The sequence below is a fragment of the Stenotrophomonas sp. AN71 genome, assembly GCF_050435725.1.
Classification (GTDB): domain Bacteria; phylum Pseudomonadota; class Gammaproteobacteria; order Xanthomonadales; family Xanthomonadaceae; genus Stenotrophomonas.
The window spans coordinates 201,824-226,437 of the sequence record NZ_JBNDKU010000008.1 but is presented as its reverse complement, the minus strand read 5'-3'; the positions used below and the strand labels follow the sequence as shown (position 1 = coordinate 226,437).

Genomic DNA, 24,614 nt, shown 5'->3' with positions numbered 1-24,614 from the left:
GGTGGGTCCGGTTGCGGGGGTGTCCGCGGCATGGATGCCGCGGCCAAGCCCCCATGGATGGGTTTACGGCGCCCCCCGCAACCGGACCCACCCCGCCTACCCACAGGAAACCCGCTTTGGCTGTTGCTTTGGCTGTTGCTGGGGCTGCCGGCCAGCGGCCGGCACTACCGCGGGTGCAGGGCGCAGCCCTGCCGACAAACCCACTACTTGGCAGCCGCGATCTGCTTTTCGATGTCGGCGGCAGTCACGGGGCCGAGGAAGCTGTGCGCCAGCTTGCCCTGCGGGTCGATGAGATGCGTCAGCGGCAGGCCACGCGGGGTGGCGAAGTCGGCCGGCGGATCGAATGGATCCACGATCACGATCGGATAGGTCACCGGATGCTTGGTCAGGAACGACTGCATTTCCGGCACTTCGATGTCTTCATAGGCCAGGCCGACCACCTCGATGTTGCTGCGCATCGCATGCAGCGCCGACAGCTCGGGCATTTCCTTGCGGCATGGCGCACACCAGGTCGCCCAGAAATTCACCACCACCCATTTGCCGCGATGCGCGGCCAGGTCGTAGTCGCTGCCATCCACGGCCTTCATCTTCAACGTCGGGAATTCGGCGGTGGTGCGCTCGGCCGGGGTCTCCTCGACCGGTGCCGGTGTCGTTGGCGCGGGCGCCTGTGCCGGCGGCTGGCTGCTGGCCGGTGCGGGCGCCGGTGCCGGCTTGCACGCAGCCAGCGCCAACAGCAGCGCCAGCGGGAGTACCAGCGGCAATGGGGTCTTGCGGGTCATGGCATGTCTCCAGAATCGGTATAGATATCGCTGACCTTGCGCTTGAGGCGTTCGCGCAGGGGCAGCCGCAGGTCGTCCAGCGCCGCCAGTGCGGCGCGGCCCAGGCTGTCGTCGCGGTGCGGCAGGTGCTGCTCGGCCACCGGGATGCGCAGCTGGGTACATTCGTACAGATCGGCCAGGCTGACCTGATCAAGATCGCGGGACAGCAACCACTCGCCGCGCTCGTCGCGGCGCAGCAGGCCGATCTCCTGCAGCTTGCAGGCCAGGTCCTGCAGCAGCGAATCGGTCAGCATCGGCTCCAGCCGCAGGATTTCATCATCGGCCAGGCCCTTGCCCTTGGCCCGGGCATGGTGGAAGCGGCCGAGCAGGCGCAGCAGGCCATAGAACTCATAGCCCTGCGGCAGACGCAGCTCAACGGGCTGGTAGCGGAAGGCCGCCATCGACGACGCCAGCGACGCGCCCAGCAGCACCGCCACCCAGCACAGGTAGATCCACAGCAGCAGGATCGGCACGAACGCTACCGTGCCGTAGAGCTTCTGGTAGGACTGGAAGCTGCCCAGGTAGGCGCCGATGCCCCACTTCACCAGTTCCAGGATCACCGCCGCCAGGATCGCGCCAGGCACCGCGTGCCGCCACTTCACCGTGTGGTGCGGCACCACCCTGAACATCAGCGTGATGCAGACGAACTCGATCAGGATCGGCGCCAGCCGCAGCGCCAGCTCGGCCAGCCAGCGGCCCTCCTGGGTACCGAACAGCGGCATCGCGAACACCCGCGCCGACACCGCCAGCGAAGCAGCGGCCAGCATTGCGCCCAGGGTCAGTACGGTCCAGTAGACCAGGAAGCGGGTCAGCTTGGGCCGGGTCGAGCCGACCCGCCAGATCTGGTTGAAGGTCTCTTCCACGCTGTTGAGGGTGATCAGCAGCGATACCACCAGCGCGACGAAGCCGGCGGCGGTGAGCTGGCCGGCACTGGCCGAGAACTGCCGCAGGTAGCCCTCAGCCGCGCGCGCGGCATTGGGCACGAAGTTGGAGAAGACGTAATCGCTGAGCTGGTCGCTCCAGCGGTCGAAGACAGGGAAGGCCGACAGCACACCGAATACCACGATCGCCAGCGGCACCAGCGCGAACACCGTGGTGTACGCCAGCGCCGCCGCTGCCTGGAACAGGCGGTCGTCGAGGAAGCGATGCCACAGGAAGCGGCCGAAACTGATGGCCCGTGCGCGATCCCGCGCGCGCTCCATCCACAGGTTGAGCGTATCCAAAGGTTCCATCGGCGAAAGGGTACCCGATGCGGAATGCTGGCAGGATAGCCATACTGATGACCAGACGACGAGGAGAAGCGGGCACGATGGGCGAGATTCTGGTGCTGTACTACAGCCGGGGCGGTTCGGTGGCACGGCTGGCGCGCCAGATCGCGCGGGGCATCGGCGAAGTGCCGGGCATGAGCGCGCGCCTGCGCACGGTGCCGCCGGTGGCCGCAGTGACCCAGACCGCGCAGCCCCCCGTCCCCGACGACGGCGCGCCCTATGTCAGTGTGCAGGACCTGGTCGACTGCCAGGGGCTGCTGCTGGGCAGCCCGACCCGCTTCGGCAACATGGCCGCGCCGGTGAAGCACTTCCTCGATGGCCTGGGTGCCGAATGGGTCAACGGCACCCTGTCCGGCAAGCCAGCCGGCGTGTTCACCTCCACCGCCTCGATGCACGGCGGCCAGGAATCGACCCTGCTGTCGATGCAGGTGCCGTTGCTGCACCATGGCTGCGTGATCGTCGGCATCCCGTTCACCGAACCGGCACTGAGCCACACCACCAGTGGCGGTACACCCTATGGCGCCAGCCACGTGGCCGGCGCCGCCGACGACCCGCAGCCAACCGACGACGAGGCGGTGCTGGCGCGGGCCCTGGGGCGCCGGGTGGCCGATATCGCGCAACGGCTGGCCCGATGAGCGCCGCGCCACGCACGGTCCTGCTGCTGGCCCTGATGGGGCTGGCCGCGCTGTTCGCGGGCTGGTTCATCAACGACAAGCACTGGCTGGCCACCCAGCTGGTATTCACCGCACCGCCGCTGGCGCTGGCCATCGCCGTGCGGCTGGGCTGGCGCAAGGCCGGCTTCTGGGCCTCGGTGCTGGCCCTGGGCTGGTTCAGCCACGGCGTGATGAGCGCCTGGAGCCATCCGGAAACGCGTTGGCTGGCACTGATCGAGATCGCGCTGGCGCTGGTGGTGATCTTCAGCGCCAGCCTGCCCGGGCTGCGCGCGCGCTTCGGCAAGCGACGCTGACGCTGCGCCCGCCGGGCCGTATCATCTGCGTTCCTGGCCCCGCGCCGCTGTACCTGTCCTGGTTTCGCGCATGCACATGATGGAAGAGCTCCTGGTCGTCACCACCGGTGGCACGATCGACAAGATCTACTTCGACGACAAGTCGGACTACCAGATCGGCGATCCGCAGATCGGCATGATCCTGCGCGAGCTGGGCGTGACGTTCCGTTTCAACGTGATCCCGATCCTGCGCAAGGATTCGCTGCACATCAACGACGAGGATCGCGAGCTGATCCGTGCCACCATCGCCGCGCAGCCGACCCGGCATGTGCTGGTGACCCATGGCACCGATTCGATGGTGCAGACCGGCAAGGTGCTGGCGACGATTCCGGACAAGACCATCGTGATGACCGGCGCGCTGAGCCCGGCGCGTTTCCGTGGCTCGGATGCGGAGTTCAACATCGGTTGCGCGATCGGTGCGGTGCAGTCGCTGCCGACCGGCGTGTACATCGCGATGAACGGCCGGATCTTCGACCCGCAGCACGTGCGCAAGAACGTGGCCGCGAACCGCTTCGAATCGGTCTGAGGAACCGCGTGCCGACCAAGGTCGGCACCTACCCGAATCCGCGGCGCGGCCGTAGTGCCGAGCCATGCTCGGCAACCGCGCGCGAGCGCGGCACAAAGGTCCGAAGCCGGAGCAGCCGAGCGCAGGCTCGGCTCTACAGAAACAAAAACGCCCCGGCCGAAGCCAGGGCGTGCCCTTGGAGAGGGTCTTGGGCTCAGTACTGGGCGTTGAGGGTCAGGCCCGAGAAGGTGCTGTAGGCCTTCACCCGCACATACCAGGTGCCAGCGGCAGGGCTGTTGATGGTGCAGGTCTCACTGTTGCCGCTCAGGTACGGACGGCAGGTGTAGGTGGTATCGGTCGGGGCACTGCCCTGGCGCACGTACAGGTCGGCATCACCGCTGCCGCCACTGATCGCCACGCGCAGCTGGGTGCTGCCGGCTGGAACGGCGACGGTGTAGTTCAGCTCGGCACCGGTCGCGGCGCCCAGGCCGGTCACCGGCACGTTGTTCTGCAGTACGTTGCCGCCCGGATTCGGGCCACCGCCATTGATCGCCGCAGCGACAGCCGCGTTGGCGTCGACGATGCCGGCGCCGCAACCACCCGAGCAGGCACCCGGCAGCGGGCGTGCGGTGCTCTTGATGATGCTCTCGACCTGTGCCGGACTCAGCGGGCTCGGGGCGACCGACTGCATCAGCGCAACCACACCGGCCACATGCGGCGCCGCCATCGAGGTGCCGTTGTAGGACGCATAGCTGGCGCTGCCCGGCGTGGTGGTGCCGGTGTTGAGGGTGGACAGGATGCTCTGGCCCGGGCCGGAGATGTCGATGCCGGCACCATAGTTGGAGAAGCTGGCGCGCGCGCCGGCCGAGGTGGTGGCCGCCACCGCGATCACGTTCGCGCAGTTGGCCGGCACCGACGAGGACACGTTGGTGTTGCTGTTGCCGGCGGCGACCACCACGGTGGTGCCACGGCTGACCGCGCCGTTGATCGCGTTCTGGTAGGTGGCCGAGCAGGTGCCGCCACCACCCAGCGACATGTTGATGACTTCGGCCGGGTTGGCATTGGCCGGCACGCCGCTGACGGTGCCACCGGACGCCCACACGATCGCGTCGGCGATGTCGGAGGTGTAACCACCGCACTTGCCCAGCACGCGTACCGGGACAACCTTGGCATTGAACGCAGTGCCGGCCACGCCGGTGCTGTTGTTGGTCACCGCCGCCACGGTGCCGGCAACGTGGGTGCCGTGCCAGCTGGAGTTGGAGGCCGGGATGCCCGCGCCGCACTCGTTGGCGCCGTACCAGTCACCCTCGTCGTTCGGATTGTTGTCACGGCCACCGCCGTCGCGCGCCATTGCCGCGTCGCTGATGAAGTCATAGCCGGGCAGGATGTTGGCGTTCAGATCCGGGTGGTTGGTGATGCCGGTATCGATCACCGCGACCACCACTCCAGTGCCGGTGGCCTTGTCCCAGGCCGGCTGCACGTTGATCGAAGCGTTGGAGGTGCCGAAGCCCCACTGTTCGCTGAAGCGGGTGTCATTCGGGGTCAGCGTCGCCCGCATGATCTGGTCGACTTCGACGTATTCCACGTTCGGGTCGGCGGCCAGCTTGCGCATCAGCAGCTCGGATTCGGCCTGGTCGAGCGGACGATCGCTTCGCACCAGGGTCGGGCCGATGGCCAGCTTGCGGACCTCCTGCAGACCCAGCGCGCGGCCCTGGCTGCTGGCCAGGCCGGCGGCGGCGCTCTTCAGCGAAGAGGCCAGCGCAGTGGTGTTGGCCACCGGGGCACTGCCGTCGCGGTACTTCACGATGAAACGCTGATGCGTCGGCGCGGACTGCAGGCCGCTGAGCTGGACATCACCGGCCAGCGCAGGCGTGGCCAGCAGCAGCGATGACAGAACGGACGCACCAAGGACCACCCACACTCGACGCACACGCGGTTGCGTTACCTGGGACATCGTATTTCCCTTTCTAGTGGTGTGAATGCCGGAATCGGCAGAAGCACCGGCCCGAACCATGGGCTGGCTTGCGTTGGCGAGGTTCGAAGTCCGGAGAGTCAGCGGATCCCCCTATCGATCCGCCGTGCAGATGACGCTAATGACCAAAACCGGACACCACAAGATTTTCAGCGTCTTTTCAGCAAGATGAAATGTCTGATCTGAGACTTTCCGGGTCGAGGGTTTGTGAAGGTGAAGGAACTTTCGCGCGCCCTGCACGCACCTGACTGGGTCATCACGTGTCCTGGGATGACTTTGCCGACATCGGCGTCCGCAGATCTGGGGTCAGATCCCTTTTCCTGCGAAAAAGGGATCTGACCCCAGGCCCACAACGCAGAAAGCCCGTCACGGGGACGGGCTTTCCGGAAAAGCAGCCGAGCGTGGGCTCGGCTCTACAGTTGGCCGCGGGCGATCAGCCCAGCTTGACCAGCCAGTTATGGCGGTCCGGCAGGCGGCCGTACTGGATGTCGGTCAGCTCCTTGCGCAGCGACATGGTCACTTCGCCGGCCGGGGCGTTGATGTCGCCGACCGAGAAGCCCTCGCCCTTCAGCTGACCGATCGGGGTGACCACCGCCGCGGTGCCGCAGGCGAACACTTCGCTGATCGCGCCGGAGGCAACACCGTCCTTCCACTCGTCGATGCTGACCTTGCGCTCTTCGACCTTCATGCCACGGTCGCGGGCCAGCTGCAGGATGCTTTCGCGGGTGATGCCCTCGAGGATGCTGCCGGACAGTTCCGGCGTGACCAGCGTGCCGTCCTTGTAGACCAGGAACACGTTCATGCCACCCAGCTCTTCCAGGTACTTGCCTTCGACCGGGTCGAGGAACAGCACCTGCGAGCAGCCCTGCGCCTGCGCCTTCTGCTGCGGCAGCAACGAGGCGGCGTAGTTGCCACCACACTTGGCCGCGCCGGTGCCGCCCTTGGCCGCACGTGCGTACTCGGTCGACAGCCAGATCGCCACCGGCGCAACGCCCTTGGCGAAGTACGGGCCGGCCGGGCTGGCGATGACGTAGTAACCGGCCTTGTGCGCGCCGCGCACGCCGAGGAAGGCTTCGTCGCCGATCATGAACGGCCGGAAGTACAGGCTCGACTCATCGGCCGACGGCACCCAGGCGCTGTCCACGGCAACCAGCTGCTTCAGCGATTCGACGAAGATCTCCACCGGCAGTTCCGGCAGCGCCAGGCGCTGCGCCGAACGCTGCAGGCGGCGGCCGTTGGCATCCGGACGGAAGGTCCAGATCGAGCCGTCTGCATGCCGGTAGGCCTTGATGCCTTCGAAGATTTCCTGGCCGTAGTGCAGCACGGCCGCAGCCGGGTCCAGCTGCAGCGGGCCGTAGGCACGCACGTTGGCGTTGTGCCAGCCGGTGTCCTTGTCCCAGCGCACTTCCACCATGTGGTCGGTGAAGTGCAGGCCGAAACCCGGCTTCTCCAGGATCGTGGCGCGCTCTTCAGCGCTGCGCGGGTGGTCCGAACGGGTGACGGCGAAACTGGGGATGGACTGGGACACCGGAGGATTCCTGTTCTGGTTGCGGGTAGTGCCGGGCCCGCGTCACTGCGGGCCCTGGGTCAAAGCATGCCGGTCTCGAGCCGCGCCGCCTCGGACATCATGTGCTGGTTCCACGGCGGGTCGAACACCAGGTCGACGTCGGCCTCGGCCACCGTCGGGATCATTTCAAGCTTGCTGCGCACGTCGTCGACCAGGATGTCGCCCATGCCGCAGCCCGGCGCGGTCAGGGTCATCTTCACGTCGATCTCGCGCTGGCCCTCGTCCAGGTGCTTGATCTCAACCTCGTAGACCAGCCCCAGTTCGACGATGTTCACCGGAATTTCCGGGTCGAAACAGGTGCGCAGCTGCTGCCACACCAGCTGTTCCACCTGTTCATCGGAGGCGTCGGCCGGCAGCTCCAGCGGTGCCGGTGCCTCCTTGCCGATCGCGTCGCCATCCTTGCCGGCAATGCGGAACAGGTTGCCCTCGACAAACACCGAATAGCTGCCACCCAGCGCCTGGGTGATGTACCCATAGCTGCCGGCAGGCAGGGTCACGGTGTCGCCCTGCGGGACCATCACGGCCTCGCAATCGCGTTCGAAGTGGACAGGTTCGCTGCTACGGGAATACATGGGGACCGATATGGGGCCGTGGCCGCGGCCACGCAAGACGGCATTCTAGCCCAGCCGCCCCGCCGCCGCCGGTGCACCGCGGCAAACCACAGTATCCTGTGGGCGATCCTCAGGAAGCTTCGATGTCCTCCAATGCCGCGCGTGCCAGGACCGTGACCTGGCTCTGGCCCATCATGTTGTTGCTGGGTCTGGTTGTTGCTCCCCTTGCCTGGATGGTGCTGGCGCTGATCACCGGCCGACAGGTCGGCTGGATGGCGGTACTGACCGCCCTGGAACTGGCGTTCATGCTGCGCCTGGGCACGCTCGGCCCCGGCCGGCTGCGCATCGCGCTGGTCGTGCTGGGCACGTTGCTGACCGCCGCCGTGGCCAACTGGGCCATCGCCAGCGCCTGGATGGGGGGCTCGATCGGGCTGGACCTGTGGGACGCGACGATGCGGATGGGCCCACACCTGGCCTGGACCCTGATCACCCTGGCCAATGGCGCGGTGGAATGGCTGTGGCTGGCGCTGGGTGTTGCCGTAGGCGCCTGGCTGGCGCGCTGAGCGCGTAGATCCACGCCACGCGTGGATGGGATCGCCCCGGCTGCTGGCCGGCAAAAGCGTGCGGACCAATGTCCGCACCTACCAGATGCAGCCGCCACGCGTGGACGGGGGTAGTGCCGGCCGCTGGCCGGCAAAGGGGTCAGAGCCCTTTCCTGCGGAAAGGGATCCGACCCCGGTCCTCAATGCCCGCCGTCGAGCGCCTTCAGCTCGCTGACCAGCGAGGCCGCCGCTTCGGCGCCATCGCCGTACAGCATGCGCGTGTTGTCGGCGTAGAACAGCGCATTCTCGATACCGGCAAAGCCCGTACCCTTTCCGCGCTTGATCACCACCACGTTGCGCGCGTTGACCACGTCCAGCACCGGCATGCCGTAGATCGGGCTGGCCGGGTCGGTGCGCGCCACCGGATTGACCACGTCGTTGGCGCCGATCACCAGCACCACGTCGGTGTTGGCGAACTCCGGGTTGATGTCGTCCATGTCGGCGATCAGGTCGTAGGGCACGCCAGCCTCGGCCAGCAGCACGTTCATGTGCCCCGGCATGCGCCCGGCGACCGGGTGGATGGCGAATTTCACCTTCACTCCACGCTGGCGCAGTCGTTGTGCCAGCTCCCAGATCTTGTGCTGTGCCTGGGCCACCGCCATGCCATAGCCGGGCACGATCACCACGCGTTCGGCGAAGGCCATCATCGCGGCGACATCGGCCGCGTCGATCGGCTTCTGCGAACCCGAAATCGCCTGCGCCTCACCGCCGGCGCCAGCGCCGAAGTTGGAGAACAGCACGTTGCGGATCGGCCGGTTCATCGCCTTGGCCATCAACCGGGTCAACAGGATGCCGGCCGCGCCGACCATCATGCCGGCGATGATCAGCGCCTCGTTGCCCAGCACGTACCCTTCGAAGGACACCGCCAGGCCGGTGAACGCGTTGTACAGCGAGATCACCACCGGCATGTCGGCACCGCCGATCGGCAGCGTCATCAGCACACCCAGCGCCAATGCCAGTACGAAGAAGGCCACGATTGCCCAGGTGCTGAGCGTGCTGGCGGCGATGATCGCCAGTACCACCACCGCCAGTGCCACCACCAGGTTCATCACCTGCTGGCCGGGCCAGGTCACTCGTTTGTCGAGACGGCCATCCAGCTTGGCCCAGGCGATCACCGAACCAGACAGCGACACCGCGCCGATGGCCGCACCGACCACCGCCAGCAGCAGCACGGTACCCGATGGCTGGCGCGCGGCCAGGTCGGCCAGCGCCTGTTCGCTCCAGTGGGTGGTATCGCGACGGGCCAGGAAGGCATAGCGCAGCAGCTCCACCGCACCGATCGCCGCCGCCGAACCACCGCCCATGCCGTTGTACAGCGCCACCATCTGCGGCATGTCGGTGACGGCGACCTTGCCGGCCGACCACCAGGCCAGGCCGGCACCGAGCAGCAGCGCGACCAGGATCAACGGCACGTTGTGCAGTTCGGGCAGGAATAAGGTGGCCGCAGTGGCCAGCAGCATGCCCAGCCCGGCCCAGCGGATGCCGCTGCGCGCGGTAAGCGGCGAGGCCATGCGTTGCAGGCCCAGCAGGAACAGCGTGGCGGCGACCAGGTAGCTGGCCTTGACCAGCCAATCGAGCAGTTCGACAGTGCTGATGTTCAAGCCTGCGGCTCCTTCGGTTCGTCCTTGCCGCCCTTCGGCGCGCTCGGCTTGAACATTTCCAGCATGCGCGCGGTGACCACGTAGCCACCGGCGGCATTGCCGGCGCCAAGCACCACCGCGAGGAAGCCCAGCGCCTTTTCCAGCGGCGTCTGCGCGTGGCCCAGCACCACCATCGCACCGATCAGCACGATGCCGTGGATGAAGTTGGAACCCGACATCAGCGGGGTGTGCAGGATCACCGGCACCCGCGAAATGATCACGTGCCCGGCGATGGCCGCCAGCATGAAGATGTACAGCGCCACGAACCCGTCACTCATCGGCAACGCTCCCGCTCTGTCTTCGTCGGCCCATCATAACCATGGGCTGAACCCGGCGTGCACCCGGCGTCAACCGAAGCGGCGCTCACGCGTTGTCGATGGTGACCCCGAGCGAGGAACCGTACCCTGTGCTGGTGAGCAGCCCCGTCCCCCCGAGCGCCGAGACCGATGCCCTGCCGGCGTCGCTGGAGGCGTTCCTGGCCAGCGTCGGCCCGCGCGCGTTCCGTTTCGCCGAAGCCGGCCTGCGCCAGCGCGAAGACGCCATGGACGCGGTGCAGGACGCGCTGCTGCGCATGCTGGACTACGCCGACAAGCCGGCCGCCGAATGGGCACCGCTGTTCTGGAGCATCCTGCGCCGGCGGGTGATCGACCTGCAGCGCCGGCGCCGCTTCCGCCTGCCGTTCTGGCGCGACAACCAGGATGCCGAGGGCGCCGCGATCGACTGGGCCGACCCTGGCCCGGACCCGGCCCAGGCGCACGAGCAGCGCCAGCAGTACCAGCAGCTGGTACAGGCGCTGCGCACGCTGCCCGCGCGCCAACGTGAGGCATTCACCCTGCGCGTGCTGCAGGACCTGGACGGGGCCACCACCGCCCGCGCCATGGGCTGCAGCGAAGGCGCGGTCAAAACCCATCTGGCACGCGCCCGACAGGCGCTGCAGGACTACCTGGAGAACCAACCGTGAACCGCTCCCTGCCCTCCGATGACCTCCTGCGCGACCTGCACGCGCAGTCGCTGCAAGCGTTGTCGCCGGCTACGCTGGCACGGCTGCGCCTGGCCCGGCACGGTGCAACCGCAGCCCATCGGGGGCGCTGGCGCTGGTGGCTGGCCAGCGCCTGTTCGCTGGTGGTCGCGCTGGGGATCGGTGTGCAGCTTACCGGCCATGGCAATCTGGCTGGCCCGGCACCGGTTCTCGCCTCGGTGGAAGACAACAGCGCGCTATATGACGAGAATCCCGATCTGTACCTGTGGCTGGGCGATACCGACCTGGCGATGGAGTGAATCATGCCCCGACTGCACATCCTGCCGCTGCTGCTGACTCTGTCGCTGCTGCCGGCCGTCCCGGCGCTGGCGCAAAGCGCCGCGCCCGCTCCGACCGCGCGCGCCACGCCCGCCGCACCGCCGCCGGCCTGGGAACAACTGAGCGAAGCCCAGCGCGAATCCCTGCTGGCGCCGCTGCGCGACCGCTGGAACAGCGCCGATGCCGGCCAGCGCCAGCGCATGCTGTCGCATGGCCAGCGTTGGCAATCGATGAGCCCGGAGGAACGTGACAAGGCCCGCCGTGGCCTGCGCCGCTTCGAGCACATGAGCCCGGAACAGCGTGAGCAGGCGCGCGCACTGTTCGGGCAGATGCGCGACATGCCGCCGGCACAGCGCGAGGCCCTGCGTGAGCGCTGGTCGCAGATGACGCCGGAACAGCGCAAGGACTGGGTGCGCGACAACCCGCCTCCGGCGAAGCCGCGGTAAAACGCCCCGGGTAACGGGGTCAGAGCCCTTTGCTGACGCAAAGGGATCCGACCCCTGGCAGATTCCGGGAACCGGGGTCAGATCCCTTTGCCTGCGGCAAAGGGATCTGACCCCATGTCATTCACGCCTGCCAGCGGGTCTTCGCCAGCAACTCGTCTTCCCAGTCGAAGTCGAGCTGACCTTCGCGCACGAACAACGCAACGAAGTTGAGCAGGTTGCGTGCATACATCTCGCTGGCCTGGGTCGCACCGCGGCTGGCCAGGCCCAGCGGGCCTTCGATGATCACACCCCGGTGCTCGATGCTCTCCCCGGGCTGGGTCAACGCACAGTTGCCACCGCTCTCGGCCGCCAGATCAACGATCACGCTGCCGGTGGCCATTCCCTCCACCATCGCGGCGGTCACAATCGTCGGCGCCGGGCGCCCCGGCACCGCGGCGGTGCAGATCACCACATCCACACTACGCAGGTGCTCGGCCAGCCGACGCTGCTGTTCGGCCCGTTCCTCGTCGGTCAGCGCGCGGGCATAGCCGCCCTCGCCCGCCGCGCTTACTCCCAGATCCAGGAAGCGCGCACCCAGCGACTGGATCTGCTCGCGGGTTTCCGGTCGCACGTCGAAGCCTTCCACCTGTGCACCGAGCCGGCGCACGGTGGCGATGGCCTGCAGGCCCGCCACGCCGGCACCGATCACCAGCACCTTGGCCGGGCGCAGGGTACCGGCCGCGGTGGTCAGCATCGGGAAGAAGCGCGGTGCGCGCTCGGCGGCGATCAGCGCGGCCTTGTAGCCAGCCATGCCGGCCTGCGAACTGAGCACGTCCATGGCCTGCGCACGCGTGGTGCGCGGCAGCTGCTGCAGCGGGAACAGGTGCAGGCGGTCGTCTGCCGCCAGCGCGGCCAGCGCCGGATCGCTGGCCGGGGTCAACAGGCCGACCACGCTGGCACCGGGCTTGAGCCGCGCCAATACAGCGGCCGGCGGTGCCTGCACGCACAGCAGGATGTCGACCTCGCCCCAACGCCCGGCATCGAAGGCCCGCGCACCGGCATCGTCATAGGCGGCATCGGTGAAACCGGCAGCCAGACCCGCGCCGGCTTCGTACCAGACGGTGATGCCCAAGGCACCGAGCTTGCGCGCGGTTTCAGGCGTCAGCGCCACGCGCCGTTCATCCGGCGCGGTCTCCTTGATCCCCAGCAACGCCACGGCCATGCAGGTCCCCGCTGATCGGTGAGTTTTCCCGATCCTAGCAGGCAGCCCGTACTCAGTGCAGGGTAGCGCTGCCCGGATCAAGCCGATCGATCACGCCCTGCATGGCGCTGTCGAAGGCACCATCGTCGACATGGGCGCGCAGGCGACCCAGCCGCACCATCACCGCCAGTTCTTCCGGCGAGGCCACGCAGAAGCGCACACCGCGACGGTTGACGAACAGCAGGCGCGAGGAAATCGGGCTGACCCAGGACAGCTTGCCGGCCTGGACCTTGCCGTCCTTGTCGACGAAGTCCAGCCAATTGCCGATTTCCATGCGGCGGAAGCGGTCGGCATCGGCATTGTCGAAATCATCGTCATCGACCTGGCCCGCCAGCTCCACCGTGGGCGATTCGGCCACCGGCGGCGCCGGCAGCGCCACCTGCGGCAGTTCGGGCAGCGCGCGCTGCAGTTCCGGCCGCGATTCAGCGATGCCCTGCAAGGTGTCATGCAGCGCGTCGATGGCGGCGGTGGCCGCATCGCCATGCACGCCGACACTGGCGAACACCTTGGCCAGCACCGGCTGCCAGGCCTGCAGCCAGGGCTTGCCGACGATCTGCCGGCGCGCCTCGGCCACTTCCTCCAACAGGCCGTCGCCCAGGCTCAGTGCCTCGGTCACCGATGCCCCTTCCTCGCCCTCGCGCAACAGCGCCAGGGTCAAGTGGTGCTGCCAGGGCTGGCGCAGGAATCCGGTGATCGCCGGCGGCAGGGTGGCATCGCCGATGCGGCGGTCCAGCTCAGCACCAGCGCGGCTGCGGGCCATCTCCAGCTTTTCCTGGCCACGCTGCGTTTCCGCCGCACGACGCTCGGCGATTTCCACGCGGCGGCGATGCTGCACCAGGAATTCGCGGAATTCCTCTTCCAGGGTCAGGAAGATCGCCAGGTTCTCGTTGAACTCGGCCACCAGCCGCTCGATGATCTCCTCGACCTTGGCCATCAGCATGCGCTCGGCCTGGCTCTCGCCGGTGTTGCCTTCGCAGGCCTCGGCCAGCGAATTGAGCAGCTTGCGGGCAGGATGGGTCTTCTGCACGAACATGCGGCGGTCGAGCATGGCGACCTTGACGAACGGCACCACCAGGCGGCCGATCAGCTCGCGCGAGCGGCCCTCCAGCTCACGTTCGTCCAGCATCACATCAAACAGCATGCCGACCAGATCGATCGCATCCTCATCCTGCGGATCCAGCCGGGTCTGCCCGGGATCCACGCCAAGCTGTGTGGCGCTGGACAGCACCTCGCTCTTCAAACGCTGGGCCAGCGATTCGCCGTCCTCGCCGATCGCCGCACGCAGCGTCGCACTGGGCGTGGCCTGGAGCAGCGACAGGACCGACATCATTTCGCGCTGGCTCAACGGACGCTGCTGGCCGATCGCCACCTGTGCGGCCGAGGTGGCGTCCTCCCGCACGTGGCGGGTCTGCTGCAGCAGTTCGTGCAGCGCTTCCAGCAGCATGCCCTGCTGGCCCGCGTAGGCTTCACCGCTGCCGCCGTCTTCGCCATCCAGGTGCTGCTGCATATGGCCACGGCGCTCGGACCAGCGTGCGGCGAAGCGCTGCGCCCAGGCCGGTGCGGCCTGCTCGTCATCGCCGAATTCGGTGTCAAAGCCCGCGCTGTGGCGCTGTTCGACCAGATCGTCCAGCACTCCGGCCATGCGTGGGTCTGGAGCAGCCGACCGCGGGCGCTGCGGCGCGCCCATCTGCGACATCACCCCGGCCGCGGCCAGTTGCTCGTCCAGCTTTTCGTAGATGCGACCCACCGGCACGCGCAGGTCACGCTCGCACAGCTTGATCAGCACCAGGTGGACTTCCGGCGCCAGTTCGCAGCCGGCAAATGCTTCGTGGATGGCCACGCCGAGGTGCTCGGGGCTGATCGGATTGCGGTCGGCATCCAGCTCCGCACCACCGATCAACCGGCCCAGGCGGCGGTCCAGCCGTGCCAGTACCGGCTTGAAGTCACGCAGCAGCACGGTGGCGAAATTGCGTACCGCCAGCCGAGACTCCAGGACATGCTCGGCCAGCAGGCTCAGGCCATCCTCGGCCGGCCCGGACAGGGTCGCCTCGGCCGACAGCGGCTCACCGGCCGCCAAGGCGTCCCAGGCCCGTTGCAGGTGACCGGAGAAGGCGGCGGCGATGTCCTCACGGCGACGGCGCAGTTCGCGCATCGCATCCAGGAACAGCAGCTGCGACGAGCCGGCATTGCCGGCACGGTCGAACAGGGCATCGTCGAAGCGCGCCAGTGCGGCCCCGAAGACCTGGCACAGCGCCGGCAGGACCATGTCCCGGGCACGCTGCAGCTGGGCCGGGTCACCGCCCGGTGATCCCATCGGTGTGGGCACGCTCATCATTCGGGAAGGCTCCCCACCTTCTCTGGTACGACAGACAGCATGGACATCGCGACGAACGGCACACCCCATGTGCCGGTACGTCGATGGTAGGCCGGCCAGCCCGTCACGGACAGTGAAACAGTCCTCACTTCAAACCTCATGACCGGCGGCCCGGCAAGATAGATATCGTAAGCCGTGCAAGGCCTGCGAGGCGAGGGGAAGTGGCCGTCCGTTCCCCGTCAGTGGCATGACGTTCATCACAGTTTGATATTCAAGGGCCGGGCGCGACACAAACGGCGTCGTTGACCACCCCGACTATAATCAAACACCCGTGATGACCGGTTCAGACGCCATGCCCGACCCCGCTGCCCTGCTTGCCCTGGATGCCCGCCGCTCGGTGCCCTCGCGGCAACTCGGCGAGCCCGGGCCGGACCCGGCCACCCTGCAGCGGATGCTGGCCTCGGCGGTGCGCGTTCCCGACCACGGTAAGCGCGTGCCGTTCCGTTTCCTGAAAATCGCTGGCGATGCACGTCACACTCTGGGCGACTTCCTGGCCATGCGCAGCCGCCAGCGCGACCCGCACGCCGGCGAAGCCGTATTCGAGAAGGATCGCCAGCGATTCAGCCATGCGCCGCTGGTGATCGTGGTGGTGGCCAGCCCTCGCCCGGACCCGAAAGTGCCCGAGCAGGAACAGCTGATGACCGCCGGCTGCGTCTGCTTCGCACTGCTGCAGGCCGCGCAGGCGCTGGGATTCGGCGCGCAGTGGCTGACCGCCTGGATGGCGTTCGACCCGCTCGTGCAGGCGCACCTGGGCCTGGCCGAAGGCGAGCGCATCGCCGGTTTCATCCACATCGGCACCCCCAAGGCCGCGGTGCCTGAGCGTGAGCGCCCCGACCCGGCTGCGCTGTTGCGCGACTGGACGCCTCCGGCATGAGCCTGCCCGCACCCATGCCTCCGCTGTACCTGGTTGACGCCAGCATCTACGTGTTCCGTGCCTGGCATTCGCTGCCGGACCAGTTCCAGGATGCGCAGGGCTGGCCGACCAATGCTGTGCACGGTTTCGCCCGCTTCCTGCTGGACCTGCTCGAACGCGAGCGCCCGCGGCATATCGCCATCGCCTTCGATGAAGCACTGGACAGCGGCTTCCGCCACCGCCTGTACCCGGCCTACAAGGCCAACCGTGACCCTGCACCGGAGGCACTCAAGCGTCAGTTCGTACACTGCAAGGCGTTGTGCGCGGCGCTCGGCCTGGCCGTGCTGGCACACCACGAGTATGAGGCCGATGATCTGATCGGAAGCGCCCTGCATGAACACCGTGGCAGCCATCGCGGCGTGATCATCTCCGCCGACAAGGACCTGTCGCAGCTGCTGGTCGACCACGACGAGCAGTGGGACTACGCACGCAACCAGCGTTGGGACATGGCCGGCGTGAAGGCCCGCCATGGCGTGCACGCGCACCAGATCGCCGACTACCTGGCGCTGTGTGGCGATGCGGTGGACAACATTCCGGGCATCAGTGGTGTCGGCGCCAAGTCGGCGGCCGTGCTGCTGGCCCACTTCGGCAGCATGGACGTGCTGTATGAGCGCCTGGACGAAGTGCCGTTCCTGCGCCTGCGCGGCGCCGCGCAGATGGCGGTGCGCCTGCGTGAGCAGCGCGAGCACGCCCAGCTCTGGCGCCAGCTGACCACCATCGCACTGGACGCACCACTGGAAGGGAGCCAGCGCGGCATGCCACGCCAGGCCGCCGATCCGGAACTGCTCGGCGGCCTCTGCCAGACCCTGCGCTTCGGCCCGATGACCCGTCGCCGGCTGTTCGATGCGGCCGGCGTGGCAGACCCTCTTCCCACTCCATCGTTTTCCAATTCCGGCGAGCCCGCATGAGCCAGCGCAATACCGAAGCACCGCGTGTCGTCTACGAAGGCAAGTACCAGCGCATGGTCGTGCGCGGCAGCTGGGAATACAGCGAACGCACCCACGCCGGCGGCCTGGCCGCGATCATCATCGCCGTCACCCCCGAAGACAACGTGCTGTTCGTCGAACAGTTCCGCGTCCCGCTGCAGGCCCCCACCATCGAGATGCCGGCGGGGCTGGTCGGCGACATCGACGCCGGCGAGTCGATTGAAGTCTCGGCCGTACGCGAGCTGGAAGAAGAGACCGGTTGGACCGCCGCGCACGCCGAAGTGCTGATGATCGGCCCGACCTCCTCCGGCGCGAGCAACGAGAAGATTGCGTTCGTGCGCGCCACCGGCCTGCGCCGGATCGGCGCCGGCGGCGGTGATGACAGCGAGGACATCACCGTGCACGAAATTCCACGCAGCCAGGCGGCTGCCTGGCTGGTGCAGAAGATGGGCGAAGGCTACGAGCTGGACGCCAAACTGTGGGCCGGGCTGTGGATGATCGAGCACCACCTGGACGGGCGCCCACGTGGCTGACGCCGACCTGCATACGCTGCCGGCGCTGCTGGGTGCCGACGATCCGGCGATTTTCAGCGTGCACCGTGCGCAGGGAGCTTCGCCGTTCCTGCTGCTGGCCGATCATGCAGGCCAGCGGGTACCGCGTGCGCTGAACGACCTTGGATTGCCGCAGACCGAACTGGACCGGCATATCGGCTGGGACATCGGCATCGGCGGCACCACCCGTGCACTGGCCGAGCGGCTGGATGCGTGGGCGATCGAGCAGACCTATTCGCGGCTGCTGATCGACTGCAACCGCCCCCTGGTTTCGCCCACGCTGATCCCCGAGGTCAGCGACCACACCGTGGTGCCGGGCAATGCCGGGCTGTCGCCAGCGCAGCGGCAGCAGCGCATCGATGCGATCCACGCGCCCTACCATGCGCGCATCGATGCCGAACTGGATGCACGTCGTGAAGCGGACCGGCCGACGCTGCTGGTGATGATGCACAGTTTCACGCCGACCATGAATGGCGTGCAGCGTCCCTGGCATGCCGGCGTGCTGTACCACCAGGACACACGTTTTGCCCACGCATTGCTGCAGGCGCTGCGCGATGAAGGCGACCTTGTGGTGGGCGACAACGAACCGTATTCGGTCAACCGCAGCAGCGACTACGCGGTGCCGGTGCATGGTGAAGGCCGTGGCCTGGTGCATGTGGAACTGGAGATCCGCCAGGACCTGATTGCCGATGAAGCCGGGCAGCAGGCGTGGGCGGAGCGGCTGGCGCGGATTTTCAGCGCGTTGCAGCCGCGGTTGTTGGCGTTCGGATGACCCCATCCACGCATGGCGTGGATCTACTGCAGCGCTGACGGACATCCGCGTTCGGCGGAAACGAACGAGGCAGGATCCCAGTAGATCCACGCCATGCGTGGATGATTTTCATGAACGCAGCACGGGAACATCCATCCACGGGAACGGCTTGAACCCGCGAACCTGCACGCGTGCGCCGATCGCTTCAAGATCATCCTTGATCGCCTGTGCTCGACGCCGATCCAGCGCCTCACCCAGCACCAGCGGCAGCTCACGGCAGCGCGCCAGCGCCTCGCCCACCGGAATGTCGAGCAGGTGCGCCACGCGCTGTGCCGCAGCCTTGATCTGCTCGTCCGCACAGCCCGTCAGCGTCAACTGGAAGGCAGCGAAAATGCCTGGTGCGACCCCGGCTGCGCGCGCAGCGACCTGCTCGGCGGCACCCGCCTCGCCCAATGCCTCATCGACACCGTCCACCTGCAGGAAGGCATCGTACTCTGCGTAGTACGCCAACGCTCCGGCGTAATCGTGCAGGGAAGAAAGCGGACGCTGGCGCTTCTGCACATCCAGGACGTCAGCGAACGTTGCCGGTTCCAGGCAGGTCGACAGCCCCAGCGCCTGCGCGGCCTCGGGCACCTCGCCGTCATCGTCGAACGCGACGTCTTCATCGGCCGGCAACCAGAAGCGCGCCTGCAGCAGGTCGTCATCGGTGGCGTGCACCCAACCGAAGGAGGCGTACACCTCATCGTCATCGTTGCAGGCTGCGAAGGCGTGCAGCGTCTGTTGCAGGTCCAGCAGCTCGATCATGCTTCTTTGCTCAGGCAAGCGGTCGCTGCCGAGTCTACCCGCGCCGGACGCAGGCCCAACGCGATGACCACGCCGAGCGCAGCGAACAGCGCGGCACCGTACTGTGCATTGACCATGCCCTGCAGGGCATCAGGACTGGTTGCCACCTGCGTGCCGCGCGCGGCGTTGGCCACCATCACCAGCACCGCCAGGCCCAACGCACCGCCGATCTGCTGCGCGGTAGCGGCCATGCCCGAGGCAACCCCCTGCTGCGGCCCCGGCACGCCCTGCCCCGCCACGATCCACATCGCCGTCCAGCTCATGCCCTGGCCGACGCTGAGCACCACGATGCCCGGCAGCAGCGACCAATAGCTGGCGCCGTGCGGCATCGCCAGCGCCACCGCGGTGATGCCGATGGCGCCAGCGGCGAAGCCCCAGGCCAGCACCTGGCGTGGCGAACGGCGGTGCAGCATGCGCTCGGCGATACGGATGCCGAAGGTGCACACCAGCGTCGGCAGCAGGAACGCCATGCCGGCCTGCAGCGGGCTCCAGCCGTAACCATCCTGGAAGTACAGCGCCAGGAAGTAGTACTGCACGCCATAGCTGCTCATGAACGCGAAAGTCAGGCCGAGTGCCGCACGCAGGCCGGGCAGGCGCAACAGCACGAACTGCATCAGCGGGTCGCGGCTGCGCTTTTCAATCTGCACGAACACCGCCAGCAGCGCGGCCGACAACAGCAGGCAGAGAATCGTGGCCGGCGCGCTCCAGCCCCACTCCGGCCCCTGCACCAGAGTGGTGACCAGCAGGCTGCCGCCAGCGGTGACAGTGAGGCAACCGGCCAGATCGAAGGAACGACCACGCACGCGCGGACCATCGGCCGGCAGCCACGCGCCCGCGGCGACCGCACAGGCCGTGGCCAACGGCACGATCACCGCCAGCACCGCCGGCCAGCCGAACGCCTGGGTCAGCACGCCACCCAGCAACGTACCCAGCGCCAGGCCCGCGGCGCTGGCCATGCTCCAGATCGCCAGCGCGCGGTTGCGTACCGGGCCTTCCGCATACAGGGTATTGATCAGGGCCAACGTGGCCGGGAACAGCAGCGCCGCACCGATGCCCTGCGCCGCACGCGCGATGATCAGCAGCGTGGCGTTCGGCGCCAGCGCGCCGAGCAGCGAGGCCAGCGCGAACAGCAGCATGCCCAACCGGTAGAAGCGGCGCCGGCCTAGGAGGTCGGCCGCGCGCCCGCCCAGCAGCAGGCTGCCACCGAAGGCGACGGTGTAGGCGCTGACCACCCACTGCAGCTGCTGCGCGTTGATCTGCAGCGCACGACCCATGTCATGCAGGGCAACGAAGATGATGGTGGCATCCAGGGCGATGATCAGCTGTGCGGTGGCCAGCAGGGTCAGCGCCCAGCGCGGGTATTTGAGAGGAGGCATCGGCGGTCTGGAGCGGTGGGGGAGCGCAGTCTCATTGATGCGGACCAATCAATAAACCCCCTCAAGGCTATTTCTGTCATGATTTTCGGCATGAATGGAACATCGATGGACCTCAATGCGGTGCGCATGCTGGTGCAGGTGGCCGAAGCACGCAGCTTCACCGTGGCGGCCGGACAGCTGGGCCTGAGCCAATCCGGCCTGTCGCGCGCGATCGGCCGGCTGGAGGCCACGCTGGGGGTGAAGCTGCTGCAGCGGAACACCCGCAACGTGGCGCTGACCCCGGATGGCCGCCAGTTCGTCGATCAGGTCGCGCCGCTGCTGTGCGGTTTCGAGGATGCCGAGCGCCAGTTGGCCGACCGTCCCTGCACGCCTTCGGGCACGTTGAAGATCAGCGCGCCGTCGATGTTCGGGCGCAAGGTGCTTGTGCCGCTGCTGGGTCCCCTTCTGCAGCGGCACCGGCAGCTGCAGGTGGAAGCGGTACTCAGCGATCGTCTGGTCGATCTGGTCGAAGAAGGATTCGATGCTGCGCTGCGTACCGGCGCCATCGCCGACCAGCGCATCATTGCGCGGCCGCTGCGCCCTCTGCGCTGGGTGACGGTGGCCAGCCCCGCGTACCTGGCGCGGCACGGTGCACCGGCCGATGTCGCCGCGCTGCAGGACCATGCCTGCCTGGCGGTGCGCAACCTGCGCAGCGGGCGGCAGGTCGACTGGCAGTTCCTGCAGAACGGGCAACTGCGCGAGGTCACGCCGCCGGCGCGGATGGTGTTCGACAGCGGTGACCCGCTGGTGGAGGCTGCCATCGCCGGTATCGGCATCGTGCAGGTGATGGATTTCGCCGTGGCCGACGCCCTGGCCGACGGCCGCCTGCAACGCGTACTGCAGCCGTTTGAAGGCCGCAGCCGCGCGCTGTCGTTGATCTACCCGCCGTCACGGCAGCATTCGCCGAAGCTGCAGGTGCTGGCCGAGGCGTTGCTGGCTGGGGAATGGTAGATCCACGCCGCGCGTGGATGAACGTTTCAATGCAAATGCAGCCAGGCATGGCCTGGCTCTACTGATCCGTAGTAGATCCACGCCGCGCGTGGATGAGCGTTTCACCGGACATTGCCCGGCGCTACCGGTGAGGCGTTGCCGGCCAGCGGCCGGCACTACCTGCAATCAGGCAAAACCATCGGTGGCGCGCACCAGCGCGTCGACGTTCTCGGCTTCGAACGCGGAGTGCCCCGAGGCCGGGGTGATCTCCAGCTTCGCCTTCGGCCACACCTTGGTCAGGTCCCAGGCGTTGGCCAGCGGGCAGACCACGTCGTAGCGGCCGTGCACGATCACGCCCGGAATGTCGGCGATGCGATGCGCGTCGCGCAGCAGCTGGTCTTCCACCTCGAAGAAGCCGCCGTTGACGAAATAGTGGTTCTCGATGCGGGCGAAGGCCAGTGCGAAGTGCGGGTCTTCGTGGCTGTTGATGAAGTCATCGTCCACGTGCAGGAAGCTGGTCGCCCCCTCCCACACCGCCCAGGCCTTGGCCGCATCCAGCCGGGTGGCTTCGTCGTCGCTGGTCAGGCGGCGATGGAAGGCAGAGATCAGGTCATGCCGCTCCACGGCCGGAATCGGCTTCAGGTAGTGCTCCCACGCATCCGGGAACAGGCGGTTGGCGCCTTCCTGGTAGAACCATTCCAGTTCCCAGCGGCGCAGCATGAAGATGCCGCGCAGCACCAGTTCAGTCACGCGCTGTGGGTGGGTCTCGGCATAGGCCAGTGCCAGAGTGGAGCCCCAGCTGCCACCGAACACCTGCCAACGGTCGACCTTCAGGTGTTCGCGCAGTTTCTCGATGTCGGCAACGAGATCCCAGGTGGTGTTGTCCACCAGGTCCGCGTGCGGCGTGGAACGGCCGGCACCGCGCTGGTCGAACAGGATGATGCGGTACTTGGACGGGTCGTGGAACTGGCGCATCTTGTCGCTGCAACCGCCGCCCGGGCCACCGTGCAGCATCACCACCGGCTTGCCGGCCGGATTGCCGCACTGTTCGAAGTACAGCGTGTGGCGGTCGTCAACCTTCAGGGTGCCGACGTCGTAGGGGGCGATGGCGGGGTACAGCGTACGCATGCTTGCAGCTCCAGGGTGATGCCCTGCCGGGGCAGGAGAACCTCCATTCTAGGCCGGACGCCGGCCCAGGGTGATGCGATCGCGCTGCTCCAGGTCCTGCGCGGTCTGCACCTCCGCGAAACCGGCGGCGTCGAACAGCGCGCGGATCGCCTCGCCCTGGTCCCAACCGTGTTCGATCAGCAGCCAGCCGCCGGGCAGCAGATGGGCTTGACCGCCATCGACGATGCGGCGGATGTCATCCAGGCCATCCGGACCGGACGCCAGCGCGGTCGCCGGTTCGAAGCGCAGGTCGCCCTGCGCCAGGTGCGGGTCGTCGCTGGCGATGTACGGCGGGTTGCTGGCGATCAGATCGAAGCGCGCGCCCTGCAGCGGTGCATACCAGTCGTGTCCGCCTTCGGCGAAGCGGACGTTGCGCAGTTCATGGCGGACGGCATTGCGTGCAGCCACCTTCAACGCGCCAGTGCTGGCATCGGTGGCCAGCACCTGCGCCTGCGGCCGTTCGCTGGCCAGCGCCAGCGCGATCGCGCCGCTGCCAGTACCGAGGTCGGCCAGCTGCAGCGCGCGGTCCAGCGGCAGACGATCCAGCGCCAGCTCGACCAGCAGTTCAGTTTCCGGGCGCGGAATCAGGGTAGCCGGGTCGACCTCCAGGTCCAGCGTCCAGAAGCCGCGACGGCCGGTCAGATAGGCGACCGGCTCACCGGCCACGCGGCGTGCCAGCAATGTTTCGAAGGCGGCCTGGTCGGACGCGGCCAGCGGGTCGGTGGCGTGCGCGAACAGCCAGCTGCGCGGGCAGTCCAGCACGTGCAGCAGCAGCAGCTCGGCCTCGTGACGGGCCTCGGCGCCCTGTAGGCGGGCACTGGCGTCGGCTACGACCTGGCGCAGGGAGGGTTCGGTTTGGACGGACATGCCGCAATTGTAGAGTCGAGCTTGCTCGACCGCTTTTGATTGAGATGCCAGGACAGGAAAAGCCGTCGAGCAGGCTCAACGATACGGAATGAGGGAATCCGTTCAGGTTCTGGCCGACGGGATAAGGAAGGGCTATCGACCGTTTTCCCCTTCCCGGGAAGATTTTCCTTGTCAAACAAGCTGTTGCAGGATGGAGACGGTCGGGTTCAGGACCTACTCAGTGCATTTCGATAGACTACGACTATCAAATAGATGCAATCAATGCATTGTCCTTATCGAAATGAAACCCGTAATCTAGCCCCTGTCGATTCACCCACTCCCTTCACCCAGAGGAAAAACGATGTCCCTGATCAACACCCAGATCCAGCCGTTCGAAGCCAACGCTTACCTGAATGGCGAGTTCATCAAGGTTTCCGACAGCACCCTGAAGGGCCAGTGGTCGGTCCTGATCTTCATGCCGGCAGCGTTCACCTTCAACTGCCCGACCGAGATCGAAGACGCTGCTGACCATTACGCCGAGTTCAAGAAGGCCGGCGCCGAGGTCTACATCGTCACCACCGATACCCACTTCTCGCACAAGGTGTGGCACGAAACCTCGCCGGCCGTCGGCAAGGCCCAGTTCCCGCTGGTCGGCGACCCGACCCACCAGCTGACCAACGCCTTCGGCGTGCACATTCCGGAAGAAGGCCTGGCCCTGCGCGGTACCTTCATCATCAACCCGGAAGGCGTGATCAAGACCCTGGAGATCCACTCCAACGAGATCGCCCGTGACGTCTCCGAGACCCTGCGCAAGCTGAAGGCTGCCCAGTTCACCGCCGCCAACCCGAACCAGGTGTGCCCGGCGAAGTGGAAGGAAGGCGAAAAGACCCTGACCCCGTCGCTGGACCTGGTCGGCAAGATCTAAGGCAGTACCGGTCTGCCGCAGCCCCACGCTGCGGCACGCCCTTCATCCCCGTGCCGGTCCC

26 protein-coding genes are annotated in these 24,614 nt (G+C 67.4%); 13 read left to right on the top strand and 13 right to left on the bottom strand.

Annotated features, from left to right (window positions below; genetic code table 11):
* Positions 1-203: 203 nt before the first annotated feature.
* Positions 204-779 carry a TlpA family protein disulfide reductase gene (locus tag ABH900_RS14390; protein ID WP_429623690.1) on the bottom strand — a complete coding sequence of 192 codons (576 nt, stop codon included), beginning with the start codon at positions 777-779 and terminating at the stop codon, positions 204-206.
* Entirely contained in the window at positions 776-2,050 is a 1,275-nt protein-coding gene (locus ABH900_RS14385) for a YihY family inner membrane protein (RefSeq protein WP_429623687.1), read from the bottom strand. Before ABH900_RS14385 ends, ABH900_RS14390 begins: the two co-directional genes overlap by 4 nt.
* A 77-nt stretch (positions 2,051-2,127) precedes the next feature.
* On the opposite strand from ABH900_RS14385, the gene wrbA reads away from it, so the two are divergent.
* The 3 genes from wrbA (at position 2,128) to ABH900_RS14370 (ending at position 3,618) form a co-directional block, all read left to right on the top strand.
* A complete protein-coding gene (gene wrbA / locus ABH900_RS14380; protein ID WP_429623702.1) occupies positions 2,128-2,721 on the top strand; it encodes an NAD(P)H:quinone oxidoreductase in 594 nt (197 codons plus the stop codon).
* Entirely contained in the window at positions 2,718-3,053 is a 336-nt protein-coding gene (locus tag ABH900_RS14375) for a DUF2069 domain-containing protein (RefSeq protein WP_429623686.1), read from the top strand. Before wrbA ends, ABH900_RS14375 begins: the two co-directional genes overlap by 4 nt.
* A 79-nt stretch (positions 3,054-3,132) precedes the next feature.
* Positions 3,133-3,618, top strand: coding sequence for an asparaginase domain-containing protein (locus ABH900_RS14370; protein ID WP_040009892.1), 486 nt, complete (start codon positions 3,133-3,135; stop codon positions 3,616-3,618).
* Between the two features lie 193 nt (positions 3,619-3,811).
* Here the strand turns inward: ABH900_RS14370 and ABH900_RS14365 are convergent, their stop codons facing one another.
* The 3 genes from ABH900_RS14365 to sufT form a co-directional block, all read right to left on the bottom strand.
* Entirely contained in the window at positions 3,812-5,551 is a 1,740-nt protein-coding gene (locus ABH900_RS14365) for a S8 family peptidase (protein ID WP_429623684.1), read from the bottom strand.
* A gap of 451 nt (positions 5,552-6,002) precedes the next feature.
* Positions 6,003-7,097: a branched-chain amino acid aminotransferase gene (locus ABH900_RS14360; RefSeq protein WP_429623682.1), complete on the bottom strand. Its 1,095-nt coding sequence runs from the start codon at positions 7,095-7,097 to the stop codon at positions 6,003-6,005.
* Positions 7,098-7,156: 59 nt separating this feature from the next.
* On the bottom strand, positions 7,157-7,708 hold the full coding sequence (sufT, locus tag ABH900_RS14355; RefSeq protein WP_429623681.1) for a putative Fe-S cluster assembly protein SufT: 552 nt from the start codon (positions 7,706-7,708) through the stop codon (positions 7,157-7,159).
* A 122-nt stretch (positions 7,709-7,830) separates the two neighbouring features.
* Here sufT and ABH900_RS14350 point away from each other — a divergent pair, with 122 nt between their 5' ends.
* Complete coding sequence (locus ABH900_RS14350; protein ID WP_429623679.1) at positions 7,831-8,250, top strand: hypothetical protein; 420 nt, start codon at positions 7,831-7,833, stop codon at positions 8,248-8,250.
* 179 nt (positions 8,251-8,429) lie between these two features.
* Here the strand turns inward: ABH900_RS14350 and ABH900_RS14345 are convergent, their stop codons facing one another.
* Together ABH900_RS14345 and ABH900_RS14340 are read right to left on the bottom strand one after the other, a co-directional pair.
* Positions 8,430-9,890, bottom strand: coding sequence for an NAD(P)(+) transhydrogenase (Re/Si-specific) subunit beta (locus ABH900_RS14345; protein WP_429623677.1), 1,461 nt, complete (start codon positions 9,888-9,890; stop codon positions 8,430-8,432).
* Positions 9,887-10,207, bottom strand: coding sequence for an NAD(P) transhydrogenase subunit alpha (locus ABH900_RS14340; RefSeq protein WP_005408173.1), 321 nt, complete (start codon positions 10,205-10,207; stop codon positions 9,887-9,889). Before ABH900_RS14340 ends, ABH900_RS14345 begins: the two co-directional genes overlap by 4 nt.
* Positions 10,208-10,305: 98 nt before the next feature.
* On the opposite strand from ABH900_RS14340, the gene ABH900_RS14335 reads away from it, so the two are divergent.
* From ABH900_RS14335 to ABH900_RS14325, 3 genes are read left to right on the top strand one after another with little or no spacing between them, the layout of a single operon-like run.
* Positions 10,306-10,890, top strand: a complete 585-nt coding sequence (locus ABH900_RS14335) for an RNA polymerase sigma factor (protein WP_429623675.1) — start codon at positions 10,306-10,308, stop codon at positions 10,888-10,890.
* Positions 10,887-11,207, top strand: coding sequence for a hypothetical protein (locus ABH900_RS14330; protein WP_429623674.1), 321 nt, complete (start codon positions 10,887-10,889; stop codon positions 11,205-11,207). Before ABH900_RS14335 ends, ABH900_RS14330 begins: the two co-directional genes overlap by 4 nt.
* Before the next feature lie 3 nt (positions 11,208-11,210).
* Entirely contained in the window at positions 11,211-11,672 is a 462-nt protein-coding gene (locus tag ABH900_RS14325; RefSeq protein WP_429623672.1) for a DUF3106 domain-containing protein, read from the top strand.
* 121 nt (positions 11,673-11,793) lie between these two features.
* Here the strand turns inward: ABH900_RS14325 and ABH900_RS14320 are convergent, their stop codons facing one another.
* Together ABH900_RS14320 and ABH900_RS14315 are read right to left on the bottom strand one after the other, a co-directional pair.
* The gene (locus ABH900_RS14320; protein ID WP_429623671.1) at positions 11,794-12,873 is read right to left on the bottom strand and encodes an NAD(P) transhydrogenase subunit alpha; all 1,080 of its coding nucleotides are present in this window, start codon (positions 12,871-12,873) and stop codon (positions 11,794-11,796) included.
* Positions 12,874-12,925: 52 nt separating this feature from the next.
* A complete protein-coding gene (locus ABH900_RS14315; RefSeq protein WP_429623669.1) occupies positions 12,926-15,247 on the bottom strand; it encodes a DUF1631 domain-containing protein in 2,322 nt (773 codons plus the stop codon).
* Between the two features lie 331 nt (positions 15,248-15,578).
* On the opposite strand from ABH900_RS14315, the gene ABH900_RS14310 reads away from it, so the two are divergent.
* The 4 genes from ABH900_RS14310 to ABH900_RS14295 are packed head-to-tail and all read left to right on the top strand — an operon-like array spanning position 15,579 to position 18,448.
* Positions 15,579-16,160, top strand: coding sequence for a nitroreductase family protein (locus ABH900_RS14310; RefSeq protein WP_429623668.1), 582 nt, complete (start codon positions 15,579-15,581; stop codon positions 16,158-16,160).
* On the top strand, positions 16,157-17,107 hold the full coding sequence (locus tag ABH900_RS14305; protein ID WP_429623666.1) for a 5'-3' exonuclease: 951 nt from the start codon (positions 16,157-16,159) through the stop codon (positions 17,105-17,107). Before ABH900_RS14310 ends, ABH900_RS14305 begins: the two co-directional genes overlap by 4 nt.
* Complete coding sequence (locus ABH900_RS14300; RefSeq protein ID WP_429623665.1) at positions 17,104-17,658, top strand: NUDIX hydrolase; 555 nt, start codon at positions 17,104-17,106, stop codon at positions 17,656-17,658. Before ABH900_RS14305 ends, ABH900_RS14300 begins: the two co-directional genes overlap by 4 nt.
* Positions 17,651-18,448 (top strand): N-formylglutamate amidohydrolase, encoded by a 798-nt coding sequence (locus ABH900_RS14295; RefSeq protein WP_429623663.1) that lies wholly within the window; start codon positions 17,651-17,653, stop codon positions 18,446-18,448. The genes ABH900_RS14300 and ABH900_RS14295 overlap by 8 nt, the downstream gene beginning before the upstream one ends.
* Positions 18,449-18,556: 108 nt before the next feature.
* Here the strand turns inward: ABH900_RS14295 and ABH900_RS14290 are convergent, their stop codons facing one another.
* Together ABH900_RS14290 and ABH900_RS14285 are read right to left on the bottom strand one after the other, a co-directional pair.
* Complete coding sequence (locus ABH900_RS14290) at positions 18,557-19,231, bottom strand: DUF7716 domain-containing protein (protein ID WP_429623661.1); 675 nt, start codon at positions 19,229-19,231, stop codon at positions 18,557-18,559.
* The gene (locus ABH900_RS14285) at positions 19,228-20,646 is read right to left on the bottom strand and encodes an MFS transporter (RefSeq protein WP_429623659.1); all 1,419 of its coding nucleotides are present in this window, start codon (positions 20,644-20,646) and stop codon (positions 19,228-19,230) included. Before ABH900_RS14285 ends, ABH900_RS14290 begins: the two co-directional genes overlap by 4 nt.
* Positions 20,647-20,751: 105 nt before the next feature.
* On the opposite strand from ABH900_RS14285, the gene ABH900_RS14280 reads away from it, so the two are divergent.
* Positions 20,752-21,636, top strand: a complete 885-nt coding sequence (locus ABH900_RS14280; protein ID WP_429623701.1) for a LysR family transcriptional regulator — start codon at positions 20,752-20,754, stop codon at positions 21,634-21,636.
* 165 nt (positions 21,637-21,801) lie between these two features.
* Here ABH900_RS14280 and pip read toward each other — a convergent pair whose 3' ends face one another.
* Both pip and prmC read right to left on the bottom strand, forming a co-directional pair.
* A complete protein-coding gene (gene pip / locus ABH900_RS14275) occupies positions 21,802-22,743 on the bottom strand; it encodes a prolyl aminopeptidase (RefSeq protein WP_429623658.1) in 942 nt (313 codons plus the stop codon).
* Positions 22,744-22,791: 48 nt separating this feature from the next.
* Positions 22,792-23,649, bottom strand: a complete 858-nt coding sequence (prmC, locus tag ABH900_RS14270; protein WP_429623656.1) for a peptide chain release factor N(5)-glutamine methyltransferase — start codon at positions 23,647-23,649, stop codon at positions 22,792-22,794.
* A 340-nt stretch (positions 23,650-23,989) separates the two neighbouring features.
* Between prmC and ahpC the strand changes: the two genes are divergently transcribed.
* Entirely contained in the window at positions 23,990-24,553 is a 564-nt protein-coding gene (ahpC, locus tag ABH900_RS14265; protein WP_004144811.1) for an alkyl hydroperoxide reductase subunit C, read from the top strand.
* Positions 24,554-24,614: the final 61 nt, after the last annotated feature.